Origin of the sequence: Kitasatospora sp. NPDC058046 (assembly GCF_042885595.1) — a bacterium.
Classification (GTDB): domain Bacteria; phylum Actinomycetota; class Actinomycetes; order Streptomycetales; family Streptomycetaceae; genus Kitasatospora.
Genome location: NZ_JBHVRS010000010.1, coordinates 293557 through 305717, shown reverse-complemented (window position 1 = coordinate 305717; position 12161 = coordinate 293557). Strand labels below are relative to the sequence as shown.

Genomic DNA, 12161 nt, shown 5'->3' with positions numbered 1-12161 from the left:
CGGCCCCCACTGGACCACCCTCACCAACGCCAAAAACACCTACGACCCCACCCACACCCTCACCCCCGGCCAAAACATCTTCCCCTAACACACAAAACCCGGAATCCGCGTCCGGAGAAATAGGAAATCCCCCGTCGCACGCCCCCGTTCGCCGACCGAAAGGCCGAATTCCCCATGCATGCCATTCACCACACCGACCGGGCCATCCTCGACCACCCCACCCACGCCGTCTGGGAGGCCATCGTCGACGAACTCAACGGCAGGACCACCTGGTGGCACCCCCACAACACCCACCAGCCCGGTCCCACCGGCCCCCAGCAGGAGGGCGGCACCACCACGACCACCGTCCACACGGGTGGCGTCGGGAAGCCCGGCCCCAAGCTCCGGTTCACCTCCACGACCACCCACGCGACGCCCGACGCCCGGCTGACCCAGAGCCACACCGGCCACTTCCACGGCACGACGACGTACCAGCTCACGCCCCACAACGACGGCGCCCAGACCCTGCTCACCGTCACCTTCGCCACCACCCCGCACGGCCTCGCCAAGTTCCTCCACAAGCTGACCAACCTCACCGCCAAGCACACCACCGCCACCCAGCGGGCCCTGAGCAACCTCCGCCACCACCTCGACAACCAGAAGTAAGAACCGTCACCGGAAGAGGAAGAGGAGGCCCGCCGTGACCATCACCGAGATCCGCACGCTGCCCGCCCGGCACGCCGTCACCACCACCGACCACACCGCGACCACCGACGACCACGCGCGGCTCGCCATCACCGTCCACCAGCCGGGCGAGCCCGACCCGAGCCGGCCGTTGGTGGTGCTCGTCCACGGCTGGGCCGCGTCCCGGACCGTGTGGCACGCCACCGCGAGCCAGTTGGCGGCGGCCGGGCACACGGTGGCCACGTACGACCAGCGCGGTCACGCCTCGTCGACGGCCGGACGGGAGCCGATCGGCATCGAGCGGCTGGCGCGGGACCTGGACACCGTGGTCGGGACGCTCACCACGCCGGAGCGGCCGGTCGTGGTGGTGGGGCACTCCGGTGGCGGGTACGCGGCGCTGGCCTGGGCGGCGGGGCTGTCCGCGAAGGGGCTGTCCGCGACCGGGCCGTCCGCCGCGAAGGGCGGGGCAAGTGTCAAGCGGCTGGCGGGACTTGTGCTGGTGTCGACGGCTTCGCACGGGCAGAACACGCCGGCGAACGAGGTCAAGATGATGGGGTCGAAGCTATTCAGCCGGGCCCTGGGGACGCCGTGGCTGGGCCGTCGGCTGCTCGGTGGGACGCACGGGCCGAGTGCCACCCTGGCGGCGCGGGAGGCCAACCGCCGGTTGTTCGCCGCCACGGTGCCGGCGGTCCGGGCCGCCTGTTTCGCGTCGACCCAGGAGATGGACCAGCGCGCGGGCCTGGCCGGGATCACCGCGCCGACGGCGGTCATCACCGGGACCGAGGACAAGATCGTGAAGCCCAGCTTCAGCCAGGAGCTCGCCTCGGCGCTGCCGCAGGCCGAGTTGCACCGGATTCCCGGCACCGGCCACATGGTGCCGCTGGAGGCCCCGCAGCACGTCGCGCACCACGTCCACCTGCTGGTCACGGCCGGCCGCTGACGACCGTGACCACCACCGCCCCCGCCGGCGTCCTGGCCGCGCTGCTCCCGCCCCACGTCCACTGTGCCGAGTCCTTCGGCGACCCGTCCGAGGAGCGGCTGCTGCCGTTGGAGGCGGCGTACATCCAGGACCGTTCGCCGCGCCGCCGACGGCAGTTCGCCACCGCCCGGGCACTCGCCCGCCAGGCGCTCGGCGCTCTCGGGCACCCGCCGGTGCCGCTGCTGCCGGGGCCCGGCGGGGCGCCCCGATGGCCGGTGGGTGTCACGGGCAGCATCACCCACACGGACGGGTACACGGCCTGCGCGGTCGCCGGTACCGGGCGGCTCACCTCGCTCGGGATCGATGCCGAGCCCGCCCGGCCGCTTCCCCGGGGCGTGCTGCAGCTGGTCAGCAGTGCGTCCGAACGCGGCGGCCTGGCGGCGCTGCCCGAGGGCCAAGCCCCGTGGGACACCGTCCTGTTCAGCGCCAAGGAGGCCGCCTACAAGGCCGTCCATCCGCTGACCGGCACCTGGGCTCCGCTCGCGGCCATCGCCGTCACCGTGCACGCCGACGGCACCTTCACGGCCCGGCACCCGCACCTCCCGGCCGTCCGCACCGGTTCCTGGGGCGTGCACCGCGGCACGGTCGTCACCGCGCTCGCCCTCCCGGCGTCCCGGGCGGCCGCCGCATGAGACGCCCGCCGCCTGTGGACCACGCCCGCCCCGCTCCTCGTTCGACGCCGGTACGGCTGGTGCCGAACGAGGGGCGGGGCTACGGGGTTTCGCCTGATCGGTGTGGCGCGCGGCCGGTTCGCCTGCGGCGGGCGCGGCGGGGCTCTAGCGTGGCGTCGACGTTGTCGGCGGACGGAAGGCGCTGAAGTGGATTTCCCGAGCAGGAAGGCCCTGGACGGGTTGACGGAGGCCGAGCACGGCGCGCTGGCGGCGATGCACGGCACGGTCAGCGGCCTGCACGCGGAGTGGCGCTCGGCGCTCGCCGTGGAGATGCGGTTGAGGTACGCGGCCGACGCCGCCGAGGGCCGCCGCGACGACGGGGACGACGGGGTGGCGCCGCGGCTCGACTACGAGGTCGCGCGGGAACTGAACGGCGCGGCCTTCGAGTTCTCGCAGGCGGTGGAGGTGCTGCTGTGGCGTACGGCCAGCGCGTACGCGGTGCTGGGCATCACCGTGCTGGACCGGCTGGTCGCCGGCAACCCGCCGCTGTCCGAGGGCGTGGTGGGGCAGCTGTGCGAGGAGCCGCTGCTCGGCGCGTTCGAAGCCGCGGTCGCCATCCCGGTCGAGCAGTTGCTCGTGGCCCGCGACGGCGCCGAGCAGGCGCATGCCCGCAAGGGGCGGCGGCGGATGGCCGCACTCGTGGAGCAGGCGTACGGGTGCCTGGAGGACGAGGCGCTGCCGGCCGCCGCAGGACGGGTCGCTGCGGCTCGGAGCCGTCTGTCGGTGGCGGCTCCGGAGGGCTTCGACGCGCCGTGGCTGGGCTACCTGGAGCCGCTGGTCGGACTCGCGCGGCAGGGGCCGTACGAGATCAGCGCGTTCCTGAGGCGCCGGGCCTGAGGCGCCAGGTCTGAGGCGACGGACCCGACCCGGCCGGGCCGCCCCGGCGGCGGCACGTGATGCGGCCTCCGGGGGGCCGGCTGCCGGGTGGACGGCCGGACCGGCGTGGTCGGGCAGCTGGTCAGGCCGCCGTGGTCGGGGCGCCGGGGCGGTCGTCCTGTCGCGCCGTGGCCACCGACCACTGCGGGAACTGCTCCGCGGGTATCGCGGAGGAGGCGGCGGAGTCGGGGCGCAGCGACGCGGCGGGGAGGAACACGACGCGGCAGCGCCGGCACAGCCAGGTCGCCCGCCACACCTGGTGGAGCTGCTGCCACTGCTCGTAGGTCCGCGGCCACTGGTCCGCCGCGTCGCTCCGCCGGCTCCGGTGGGCGAAGTGGACGGCGAGTCCGATGCCCAGCAGGACCGCGGCGAAGAGGAACGCCCCGTAGTGGTAGCCGAGCTGGTACGCGGCGTCGTCGACGTCGGCGGCCTTGTCGCCGGAGCCCAGCGTGGTCAGTCCCAGCAGGCCCATGAGGCCGGCCAGGACGAAGAGGGCGACCGCGGCCCCGCTCGTGCCCCGGGGCTCGGACGGCATCGTCAGCAGCTCCCGCGTCGGCGGGTCGAGCGGCCGGTCGGAGTCCAGGAGGGCGAGGCGCACGGTGACGGTTTCGTCTGCTGCGGCGCAGGTCGGGCAGGTGGTGCTCATCGAGAGGTGGCTCCGGAAGTGGTGCACGGTGTACGTGGTGTACGGAGGAGCACGTAGTACAGCACAGGGAACTGACTGCTCGTGCGACCGGCCCCGGAGCCGGGAGGCCGCTCCCGGCGGGAGGCGGCCGCGGCGGTCACGACGGGTCACGGCTCGTCACGGCGCCAGGGCGCCTCCGGGGGCGAGGGCGAGGTCGGCGAAGCGCTCCGCGATGAGCCGGTGGGCCTCCGGGGAGGGATGGAGGCCGTCGGGAAGCGGGTGGGCCTCGTGGTCCTGCTCGCCGTAGAGGGCCAGGCCGTCCAGGTGGTGGAGGTGGTGGTCGCCGTCGGCCCGGCGGTCGGCGACGATGCGGGCCAGTTCGGCGCGGATGACGGTGAGGGTGAGCCGGCCGGCGGCGACGTCGGCGGGGTCGCCGGTGGCTCGGAAGCGCAGGGTACCGCTGCTGAAGTCGGGGGCGAGCGGGCCCGGCACGGTTTCGTGGAGCGGGCAGAGCAGCGGGGAGACGAGCAGCAGTGGCGTGCTCGGGTGGCCGTCCCGGACTGTGTCCAGGAAGCCGTGGACGGCCGGGGTGAAGGCGCGCAGCCGCATCAGGTCGCTGTTCACCAGGTTGATGCCGAGCTTGAGGCTGATCAGGTCCGCGGGGGTGTCGCGGATGGTCCGCGCGGTGAAGGGGTCGAGCAGGGCGCCGCCGCCGAAGCCGAGGTTGGTCAGGTCCAGGCCCGCGCGGTTGGCGACCAGGGCGGGCCACGTGCCGGTGGGGTGGGCGGCGTTGGAGCCGTGGCTGATCGAACTGCCGTGGTGCAGCCAGCGCTTGCGGGTGCCGGCCGGGACCGGCTCGACCGGGGCGTCGGTGTCGAGGGCGATCAGTTCGGTGGTCTCGGTGTGCGGGAGCCAGATCTCGACGGTCTTGTCCCGCTCCGGCAGACCGGTGAACCGGGCGCTGCCGGACGGTCCTTCGGTCAGTTCGAAGCGGCCGGTGGCGAGGTCGACGGTGCGCAGGTTGCCGCCGGGGACGCCGGCCTGCGCGGTGAGCCGGCCGTCCACCAGGAGGTCGTAGACGCCGTCCGGGACGTTCGGGACGCCCGGGTAGGCGCGCTTGGTGGGGACGGCGTGCAGCGTGATCGTGGTGGCGCGGGTGCGGAAGGCCAGCCGGACGCCGGAGGGCTGGGACTCGGCCATCGCGAGCTGCTCGTCCGGGATCCGTCGGCGGGCGGCGGCGGGCAGGCGGTGCGGCAGCAGGCCGCGGCGGGTGTGTTCGACGTCGAGGTGGCCGTGGAGGAGGTCCTCGGTGACGGGGGTGGTGATCGTGGTCATGATGCTTCTTCGGTTCGTCGGGTCGTCCGGTCGTCAGACCGGGCTCATGGGCGGATGGCCGGACTGGTCGTACGGGAGGCCGGTCAGTCGGTCAGCCGGTCGCACGGACTCCGCCCGAGCGCAGCAGCGCGTCGAGGGAGTCGATGATCCAGTCCCAGGACTGCCGCGCGTCGACGGCGGTGTGGCTGAAGCCGCCGGCCGCCTCCAGGCTGATGTAGCCGTGGAAGACGCTGCCGAGCATCCGCACCGCGTGGGTCTGCTCCGGTTCGCCCAGGTCGTAGCCGCGCAGGAGCGCCCTGGACATCTGGGCGTGCCGGACGCCCGCGCTGGCGGCGGCCGTCTCGGCGTCCAGGCGCAGGCGGGTGGCGTCGTAGCGGCCGGGGTGGCGGGCCGCGTAGTCGCGGTAGGCGTCCGCGAAGGCGGCGAGCGCGTCGCGGCCCGCCCGGCCGGCGAGGGCGTCGGCGACGAGGTCGGCGAGTTCCTCCAGGGCGTACAGGGCGATCCGGGTCTTGAGGTCCTGGGAGCTCTTGAGGTGGGAGTAGAGGCTGGCCGTCCGGACGCCGAAGCGGCGGGCGACCGCGGCGACGGTCACCTGGTCGAAGCCGACCTCGTCGGCGAGTTCGGCGCCCGCGACGACCAGGCGTTCGACGGTCAGCCCTGCCCGTGCCATGTGCGTTCTCCCGTACGGTCGCGTCGGTGGCCTACGGACAGTATGGGATTGCCTAAATGGTTTAGGCAAATGGAAACGACCTGCTCAGCCCGCTCAGCCCGCTCAGCCCGCTCAGCCCGCTCAGCCCGCTCAGCCCGCCAGGATCACCGTCTCCGCCGGCCCCGAGAAGCCCGCCGCCTGCGGCTGGCTGCCCGTGGCGGCCAGCCGGCGGTGCTCCTGCGGGCTGACGCCGCGCACCCGTTTGAAGGCCGCCGAGAGCGCGAAGGCGTTGCTGTAGCCGACTTTGCGGGCGGCGAAGGCGACGGTGCACTCGGGCTCGCGCAGCAGGTCGGCGGCGACCGCCAGGCGCCAGCCCGCCAGGTACGCCATCGGGGGCTCGCCGACCAGGGCGGTGAAGCGGCGGGCCAGGCCGGCCCGGGAGACGCCGACCCGCTGGGCCAGTTCGGCGACCGTCCACGCGGTGGCCGGGTCGTCGTGCATCAGCCGCAGCACCGGGCCGACCACCTGGTCGTGCTGGGCGCGGTACCAGGCGGGGGCACCGGAGTCGGGGGCGGCCAGCCAGGAGCGCAGCACGGAGACCACCAGCAGGTCCAGGATGCGGTCCAGGACGAGCTCCTGGCCGGGCTCGTTGCGCCCTATCTCGGCGGCCAGCAGGTGCACCAGGGTGTCGTCCGCGCCGGTGCCGGCCGGGCGGACCAGCAGCGCGGGCAGGCAGCCCAGCAGCCGCTGGCCGATCTCGTGCTCGGCCTGGTAGGTGCCGGACAGCACCACCGAGGAGGCCCGGTCGCCCTCCCGCCCCTGGCCCCAGGTCCGGACGCCGAGCGACATCACCTCGGAGACGTCCACCCCGCCCTTGGTGCAGACCTGGCCCGGGCCGACGATCACGTCCACCGGGGTGTCCGGGTCGTCCGCCACGGTGTACGGCTCCGGGCCGCGCACGATCGCCACGTCCCCGGGGTGCAGCAGCAGCGGGGTGCCGCGCTCGGGCAGGATCCACGCGTCGCCGCGGACCATCGTCACGACCGAGAGCGGGGCCCGGTCCTCGATCCGCAGCGACCACGGCGGGGTGAGGATGGAGCGCAGCAGGAACGCGCCACGGGCCTTGGGGCCGTCGAGGAGTCCCGTCAGAGTGTCCATGCCGCCAAGTGTAGACGTCGGCACATCATTTGACGCTTCGTCATTTGAGAGACTCTTGAGTGATCGAGGTGGCCCGCACCGCCCCGATGCCGGATGATCTGCCCACGGGGTATGGACCGAGACACGGCGAACGCGATACGGCGGTACGGCAGTACAGCGGTACCGACAGCGAGAAGTGAGGGGCTCACGACGATGGAAACGGCACGCACACTCGTCCTGGTGGCGGCCACTGTCACCTGTGGACTGACCGCGGGACTGTTCTACGGATTCTCCTGCTCGGTCATGCCCGCGCTCGCGCGGGCCGAGGACCGGACCTTCATCGAGGTCATGCAGCGCATCAACAAGGCGATCCTGAACGGCTGGTTCGTCCTCGGCTTCGTCGGCGCCCTGCTCGCCACCGCGGCCGCGGTCGCCCTGCACCTGCCCTCGGACGGGCACGACGTCCTGCCCGCGACCATCGCCGCCCTCGTGCTGTACATCGCGATGATCGGGGTGACCCGCTCGGTCAACATCCCGCTGAACGACGAGCTCGAGGCCGCCGGGTCGCCCCAGCGGATCGCCGACCCGGCCGCGGTGCGCAGCCGCTTCGAGGCGCGCTGGGTGCGCTTCAACGTGCTGCGCACCCTGCTGTCGACCGGCGCGCTGGCCTGCCTCGCGTGGGCGCTGATCCTCAACGGGCAGAGCTGACCGGCCCCGACCCGCTCGACGGGCGGAGCCGACCGGGCCGAGCCCCTTCGACGGCCGGCCCGGACCCGCTCAGCAGCCGGGCCGAGCCCGTTCGACGGGCGGCCCCAGCGCGCCGCCCGTCCCCCGCCACCCTCTGCCGCCGGCCCGACTCAGCCGCAGAGGGTGGCGAAGCCGTACCCGCGCGCCTTGAGCGTGGAGATGATCGTCGGCAGCGCGGCCACCGTCTGACTGCGGTCGCCGCCGCCGTCGTGCATCAGGACCACCGATCCGGGACGGACGTTGTCCAGCACCCGTGACCGGATCGCGGCCGTGCCGGGGCGGGACCAGTCCACCGGGTCCACCGACCAGAGCACGACCTGCTTACCGAGCGCGGCGGCCTTCGAGCGCACCGTGCTGTTCACCGCGCCGTACGGCGGGCGCAGGCAGCTCGGGGTGCGGCCGGTCCGCGCGCGGATCGCCCGGTCGGTGTCGGCCACCTGCGCGTCGAGCGCGGCGGCGGAGAGCTTGCGCAGGTCCGGGTGCGACCAGGAGTGGTTCTGCACGCTGTGGCCCTGCTTGGCGACCTGCGCGGTCACCGAGGGGTGGGCGGCGACGTTCTGCCCGATCTCGAAGAAGGTCGCGCGCACCCCGTACCGGGCGAGCGTCGCCAGGACCTTGGGCGTGTAGGCGGGGCTGGGGCCGTCGTCGAAGGTCAGGTAGACCACCTTGCCGCCGGTGGCGCCGGCCGCCTCCGCCCCGGTGGCGGGCAGGGCGACCGCCGCTCCCGCCGCCAGGGCGACGACGAGCGCGCCGATCGCGGTCCGGATCCTGCCGACTGCCGTTCGCCTGCCGGGTCGTACGGTCATGTCTGCCCCCTGCGGTCGGAACTCCCGTGCACCGGCCGCCAGTCTGCTCCCGAGGGGCCGTCCGCCGCGACCCTCCGTCGATCGCGAGCGAACGGAACCGGCCAGTGGGAGCACCGGGTGGCGAGCACCGCCGGGCACCGCGGGTATCGGGCATGCCGAGGCCCCCGGCGGGGTTCCGCCGGGGGCGCGGTGCGGGGGTTCGGCGTTCAGCGCCCCGCGCGGCCGTGCAGCACCAGGGAGCGGGTCAGCGCGAACAGTCCGCCGGCGCAGAGCGCGGTGCGGAGCATGTTGACCGGCACCCAGGTGTCCGCGAACTTGGCCCGTACGGCGGCCAGGTCGTGGATCTGCGCCGGGTCGCCGGCCGCCGCCAGCTCGTTGTTGAGCGGGATGTTGACGCCCATGGTGACGATCAGCGCCACCACGTACAGCGCCGTCGCGGCCGCCGCCCAGAGCGCGGCCTGGCGCCGGCCGGCCTTGTGCTGGAGCCAGGCGGCGATGCCGGTGGCGAGGAACGCGCCGACGAAGACCAGGCCGAACAGCCCGTTCCCGTCGATCGCCTTGTTGATCTGCTGCATCGCCGCCACGTAGGTGTGGTCGTCGCCCGCCGCGAGGCCCGGCATCACCGAGACGTCGAAGGCGAAGAACAGGCCCGCCATCAGGCCCATCGCGACGGTGGCGCCCACCAGGAGCGGCCCGGCGGCCTTGCTCCGGGTGGCGGGCACGGCCGGGGCCGTACCGCCCGGCGCGAGGCCGGTGAAGGACTGTGCGGCGGTGTAGGAAGCAGGGGTCGCGGTCTGATTCGAGCGCATCGGTTTTCCTTCGGTCTCCCCGGTCCCCGCCCGACGCGGGGACCCTCCCGGTGTCCGGGCCGCCGGCCTCCTCACCGCTCCCGGCCGGGGCCGGGTGTTCGGTCAGGCGGTCGGCGCCGCCCGGCACCGACGATCAAGTGGACTGCCGTACGGACGGCAGGTGTTGCCCTTCTGGCTGGTCACGCGTTCCACACGCCCGAGGCGGCGGCCTCGCGGGCGTAGTCGGCGAAGTCCCGCGGCTCGCGGCCCAACGCCCGCCGCACCCCGTCGCCCAGCGACGCGTTGCGGCCGTCCAGGATCACCGAGAACAGCTCCGCGAAGTCCGCCGGCAGCCCCGCCGCCTCCAGCACCCCCCGGTACGACTCCTCCGACACCGCCTCGAACCGCACCTCACGCCCCGTCGCCGCCGACAGCTCCACCGCCACGTCCGAGAACGACAGCAGCCGCGGCCCCGTCAGCTCGTACACCTCCCCCGCGTGCCCCGCCTCCGTCAACGCCGCCACCGCCACGTCCGCGATGTCCTCCGCGTCCACGAACGGCTCCACCGCACCACCCACCGGCAACGCCAACTCCCCCGCCAGCACCGGCTCCAGGAAGAACGACTCACTGAAGTTCTGGTTGAACCACGCGCACCGCACCACCGTCCACGCGGCCCCCGACTCCATCACCGCCTTCTCCCCCGCCTCCGCGGCCTCCTCACCGCGCCCCGACAGCAGCACCAGCCGCCCCACCCCGCGCTCCGCCGCCAACCGCGAGAACGCCCCCACCGCCTCCACCGCACCCGGGAACGCCAGATCCGGGTAGTACGTCAGATACGCCGCACTCACACCCTCCAACGCCCCCTCCCACGTCCCCTCGTCGTGCCAGTCGAACGGCACCGCACCCGAACGCGACCCCACCCGCACCCCGTACCCCAGGGCCGTCAGCCGGTCCGCCACCCGGCGCCCCGTCTTCCCCGTCCCACCGACCACCAGCACGACACCGGACTCGACCGCGAGATCCACCACACCAGCCATCACAATCACCCTCACTCGGAGTAGGAGCCTGTTCGGATCGGCGGACCCGCCGGTGTTCGTGAACCCTGCGCGTCCGTCCTTGTGCCCACCAGTCAAGGCCACTCCGGGCCGGCGAACCATAGCCTCCGCACTCAGTTCCATGCGCGAGCGTCTACACCCCCGCCGCGCCCCCTCCGCCCTCCACCAGAACACACCCAAGCCCCCACGAACCACCCGTCTCGACCCCTCCTCCAGCAGCCCTTGAGCATCCGGCCGGACACTCCGCCGGAGTGGGCCCGGGTGGTGGCCATCGGTTGAGCACCCGGAGCCGGGCGGGGGCGCTGCCGGGGGGCAGCTCAGCGGAAGCCGGCGATGTTCTCGGAGACCCAGCGGTGGAAGGGCCTGGCGGGGGATCCGGTGACCGTTTCGACGGTGTCGCGCACCTCCAGCAGCTCGTCGTTGACGTCGCCGCCCGTCACGTCCAGCACCGCGTCCGCGGCCTCGGCCCCCAGGAGCGCGGACAGCTCCCGGTGGGCCTCCGCGCGGCCGGTCTCCGCGACGGGCACCTCCCGCCCCAGGGCCGCCGCGACGGCCTCCAGCTGCTGCCGGGCCGTCACCAGCCGCGGGCCGGTCAGCGCGTAGGTCCGTCCCCGGTGGCCGGGTTCGGTGAGCGCCACGCGCGCCACGGCCGCGATGTCCGCGGGGTGGACGGTGGGCAGCCCGGTGTCCGCGTACGGCACGCGGACCGTCCGGCGCTCGCGGACCGCCGACGCCCACCACAGGGCGTTCGAGGCGAACTGCGTCGGCCGGAGCACCGTCCACGCCATGCCGCTGTCCATGAGCAGCCGCTCGACGGCGGCGTTCTCGCGGGCGGGGCCCAGGTGCGGATGCGTCTGGACGGTGATGGACGACACCAGTACCGCGTGCTCGACACCCGCCCGGCGGGCGGCGGCGAGGATCTCGGCGTCGGAGCCGATCCGCGACACCAGGAACAGCGAGCGCACCCCGTCGAGGGCTGACGCCAGGGCGGCCGGGTCGGCGAAGTCGCCTTCGCGCACCTCCACCCCCTCGGGGAACCGGGCCCGGGCGGCGTCACGGGTGAGGGCTCGGAGGGGACCCGCTCCGTGCGCCCGCAGGTCCTCCAGCAGGGCGCGTCCGATGTTCCCGGTGGCTCCGGTCACAAGAATCATCTGCCTTCTCCTGTCATCTGACGACTGGTCGGAGGAAGGCTAGGAGCTCAAGCGGGCTTGAGGTCAACGAGATCGCCGAGAGGGCGCCCGGCGGCCGTGCGAGAATCGGGCAGGTGACGGCCGTGGACCACCCCGGCCACGGCAGGACGGAAGAGGAGACCTCGGTGACCGGGACGGTGGCAGCCGGTGCCGCGGGCTTCGATCCGGACGAGCACGTACGGTTCGCCCGGTACCGCCGGGCCTTCGCGACGGTGGCACCCGAGGAGGCGGCCGGCCTCGCCGCCCGGGTGCTCACCGACCCCGAGCGCTCGATGGCGAGCGGCGCCGTCTGCGAGTACCTGGACCGGCGGGCGGCGGAACTGCTCACGGACCCGGGCTTCCCGGCCTGGCACCGGGAGCTGTCGGGCGTCGTGGCCGCCGACGCCTTCGCCGCCCGCCGCCTGCGGGACTGGGCGCTGCTGCGGGCGGTGACCCTGGACGAGCCATGGACGGAGGAGCAGGTGCTCGCGGCGGAGAACCGGCTCCAGGAGCACCTCGCCGAGGAGTCGAACGCCCGGCCGGTCCTGGGCCTGCTCGCCGAGCGCGGCCGCACCCGGCGCACTCGCAACGTCGCCACGGCCCGGCTGCGGCAGGTCTGGTAGCGCGGGCGGAGGAGGCCGGATTGCCGGACTCCTCCGCC

The 12161-nt window shown here is 74.0% G+C and carries 15 protein-coding genes; 7 read left to right on the top strand and 8 right to left on the bottom strand.

What is annotated here, in order from left to right; genetic code table 11:
• The 5 genes from ACFVU7_RS22405 to ACFVU7_RS22385 form a co-directional block, all read left to right on the top strand.
• On the top strand, nt 1–88 hold an 88-nt coding region (locus ACFVU7_RS22405; RefSeq protein WP_388046659.1), incomplete at its 5' end, for a hypothetical protein.
• An 86-nt stretch (nt 89–174) separates the two neighbouring features.
• Nucleotides 175–645 carry an SRPBCC family protein gene (locus ACFVU7_RS22400; protein ID WP_074004792.1) on the top strand — a complete coding sequence of 157 codons (471 nt, stop codon included), beginning with the start codon at nt 175–177 and terminating at the stop codon, nt 643–645.
• 34 nt (nt 646–679) lie between these two features.
• Nucleotides 680–1603, top strand: coding sequence for an alpha/beta fold hydrolase (locus ACFVU7_RS22395; RefSeq protein ID WP_388046645.1), 924 nt, complete (start codon nt 680–682; stop codon nt 1601–1603).
• A 5-nt stretch (nt 1604–1608) separates the two neighbouring features.
• The gene (locus ACFVU7_RS22390; protein WP_074004793.1) at nt 1609–2274 is read left to right on the top strand and encodes a 4'-phosphopantetheinyl transferase; all 666 of its coding nucleotides are present in this window, start codon (nt 1609–1611) and stop codon (nt 2272–2274) included.
• A 186-nt stretch (nt 2275–2460) separates the two neighbouring features.
• Entirely contained in the window at nt 2461–3150 is a 690-nt protein-coding gene (locus tag ACFVU7_RS22385) for a hypothetical protein (protein WP_388046643.1), read from the top strand.
• Between the two features lie 121 nt (nt 3151–3271).
• Here the strand turns inward: ACFVU7_RS22385 and ACFVU7_RS22380 are convergent, their stop codons facing one another.
• The 4 genes from ACFVU7_RS22380 to ACFVU7_RS22365 all read right to left on the bottom strand — a co-directional run bounded on the left by ACFVU7_RS22380 (nt 3272) and on the right by ACFVU7_RS22365 (nt 6956).
• Nucleotides 3272–3835 carry a hypothetical protein gene (locus tag ACFVU7_RS22380; RefSeq protein ID WP_388046641.1) on the bottom strand — a complete coding sequence of 188 codons (564 nt, stop codon included), beginning with the start codon at nt 3833–3835 and terminating at the stop codon, nt 3272–3274.
• Between the two features lie 156 nt (nt 3836–3991).
• Entirely contained in the window at nt 3992–5149 is a 1158-nt protein-coding gene (locus tag ACFVU7_RS22375; protein WP_388046639.1) for a GDSL-type esterase/lipase family protein, read from the bottom strand.
• A gap of 91 nt (nt 5150–5240) precedes the next feature.
• Nucleotides 5241–5819 (bottom strand): TetR/AcrR family transcriptional regulator, encoded by a 579-nt coding sequence (locus tag ACFVU7_RS22370; protein ID WP_074004797.1) that lies wholly within the window; start codon nt 5817–5819, stop codon nt 5241–5243.
• A 129-nt stretch (nt 5820–5948) separates the two neighbouring features.
• Nucleotides 5949–6956: an AraC family transcriptional regulator gene (locus ACFVU7_RS22365; protein ID WP_049653291.1), complete on the bottom strand. Its 1008-nt coding sequence runs from the start codon at nt 6954–6956 to the stop codon at nt 5949–5951.
• Nucleotides 6957–7148: 192 nt separating this feature from the next.
• Here ACFVU7_RS22365 and ACFVU7_RS22360 point away from each other — a divergent pair, with 192 nt between their 5' ends.
• Entirely contained in the window at nt 7149–7643 is a 495-nt protein-coding gene (locus ACFVU7_RS22360) for a DUF1772 domain-containing protein (protein WP_049653290.1), read from the top strand.
• 149 nt (nt 7644–7792) lie between these two features.
• Here ACFVU7_RS22360 and ACFVU7_RS22355 read toward each other — a convergent pair whose 3' ends face one another.
• The 4 genes from ACFVU7_RS22355 to ACFVU7_RS22340 form a co-directional block, all read right to left on the bottom strand.
• Nucleotides 7793–8488: a polysaccharide deacetylase family protein gene (locus tag ACFVU7_RS22355; protein WP_388046637.1), complete on the bottom strand. Its 696-nt coding sequence runs from the start codon at nt 8486–8488 to the stop codon at nt 7793–7795.
• Between the two features lie 206 nt (nt 8489–8694).
• A complete protein-coding gene (locus ACFVU7_RS22350; protein WP_049653286.1) occupies nt 8695–9297 on the bottom strand; it encodes a DUF1772 domain-containing protein in 603 nt (200 codons plus the stop codon).
• A gap of 179 nt (nt 9298–9476) precedes the next feature.
• Nucleotides 9477–10313: an NmrA family transcriptional regulator gene (locus tag ACFVU7_RS22345; RefSeq protein WP_181970918.1), complete on the bottom strand. Its 837-nt coding sequence runs from the start codon at nt 10311–10313 to the stop codon at nt 9477–9479.
• 335 nt (nt 10314–10648) lie between these two features.
• On the bottom strand, nt 10649–11482 hold the full coding sequence (locus ACFVU7_RS22340) for an NAD(P)H-binding protein (protein ID WP_388046635.1): 834 nt from the start codon (nt 11480–11482) through the stop codon (nt 10649–10651).
• Between the two features lie 113 nt (nt 11483–11595).
• Here ACFVU7_RS22340 and ACFVU7_RS22335 point away from each other — a divergent pair, with 113 nt between their 5' ends.
• Nucleotides 11596–12123: a hypothetical protein gene (locus ACFVU7_RS22335; RefSeq protein ID WP_388046633.1), complete on the top strand. Its 528-nt coding sequence runs from the start codon at nt 11596–11598 to the stop codon at nt 12121–12123.
• Nucleotides 12124–12161: the final 38 nt, after the last annotated feature.

Bases quoted from the DNA above. Each gene is read 5' to 3' on its own strand.
- ACFVU7_RS22340 (WP_388046635.1), bottom strand. From the start codon at position 11,482: ATGATTCTTGTGACCGGAGCCACCGGGAACATCGGACGCGCCCTGCTG.
- ACFVU7_RS22355 (WP_388046637.1), bottom strand. From the start codon at position 8,488: ATGACCGTACGACCCGGCAGGCGAACGGCAGTCGGCAGGATCCGGACC.
- ACFVU7_RS22375 (WP_388046639.1), bottom strand. From the start codon at position 5,149: ATGACCACGATCACCACCCCCGTCACCGAGGACCTCCTCCACGGCCAC.
- ACFVU7_RS22380 (WP_388046641.1), bottom strand. From the start codon at position 3,835: ATGAGCACCACCTGCCCGACCTGCGCCGCAGCAGACGAAACCGTCACC.
- ACFVU7_RS22400 (WP_074004792.1), top strand. From the start codon at position 175: ATGCATGCCATTCACCACACCGACCGGGCCATCCTCGACCACCCCACC.
- ACFVU7_RS22350 (WP_049653286.1), bottom strand. From the start codon at position 9,297: ATGCGCTCGAATCAGACCGCGACCCCTGCTTCCTACACCGCCGCACAG.
- ACFVU7_RS22365 (WP_049653291.1), bottom strand. From the start codon at position 6,956: ATGGACACTCTGACGGGACTCCTCGACGGCCCCAAGGCCCGTGGCGCG.
- ACFVU7_RS22370 (WP_074004797.1), bottom strand. From the start codon at position 5,819: ATGGCACGGGCAGGGCTGACCGTCGAACGCCTGGTCGTCGCGGGCGCC.
- ACFVU7_RS22345 (WP_181970918.1), bottom strand. From the start codon at position 10,313: ATGGCTGGTGTGGTGGATCTCGCGGTCGAGTCCGGTGTCGTGCTGGTG.
- ACFVU7_RS22360 (WP_049653290.1), top strand. From the start codon at position 7,149: ATGGAAACGGCACGCACACTCGTCCTGGTGGCGGCCACTGTCACCTGT.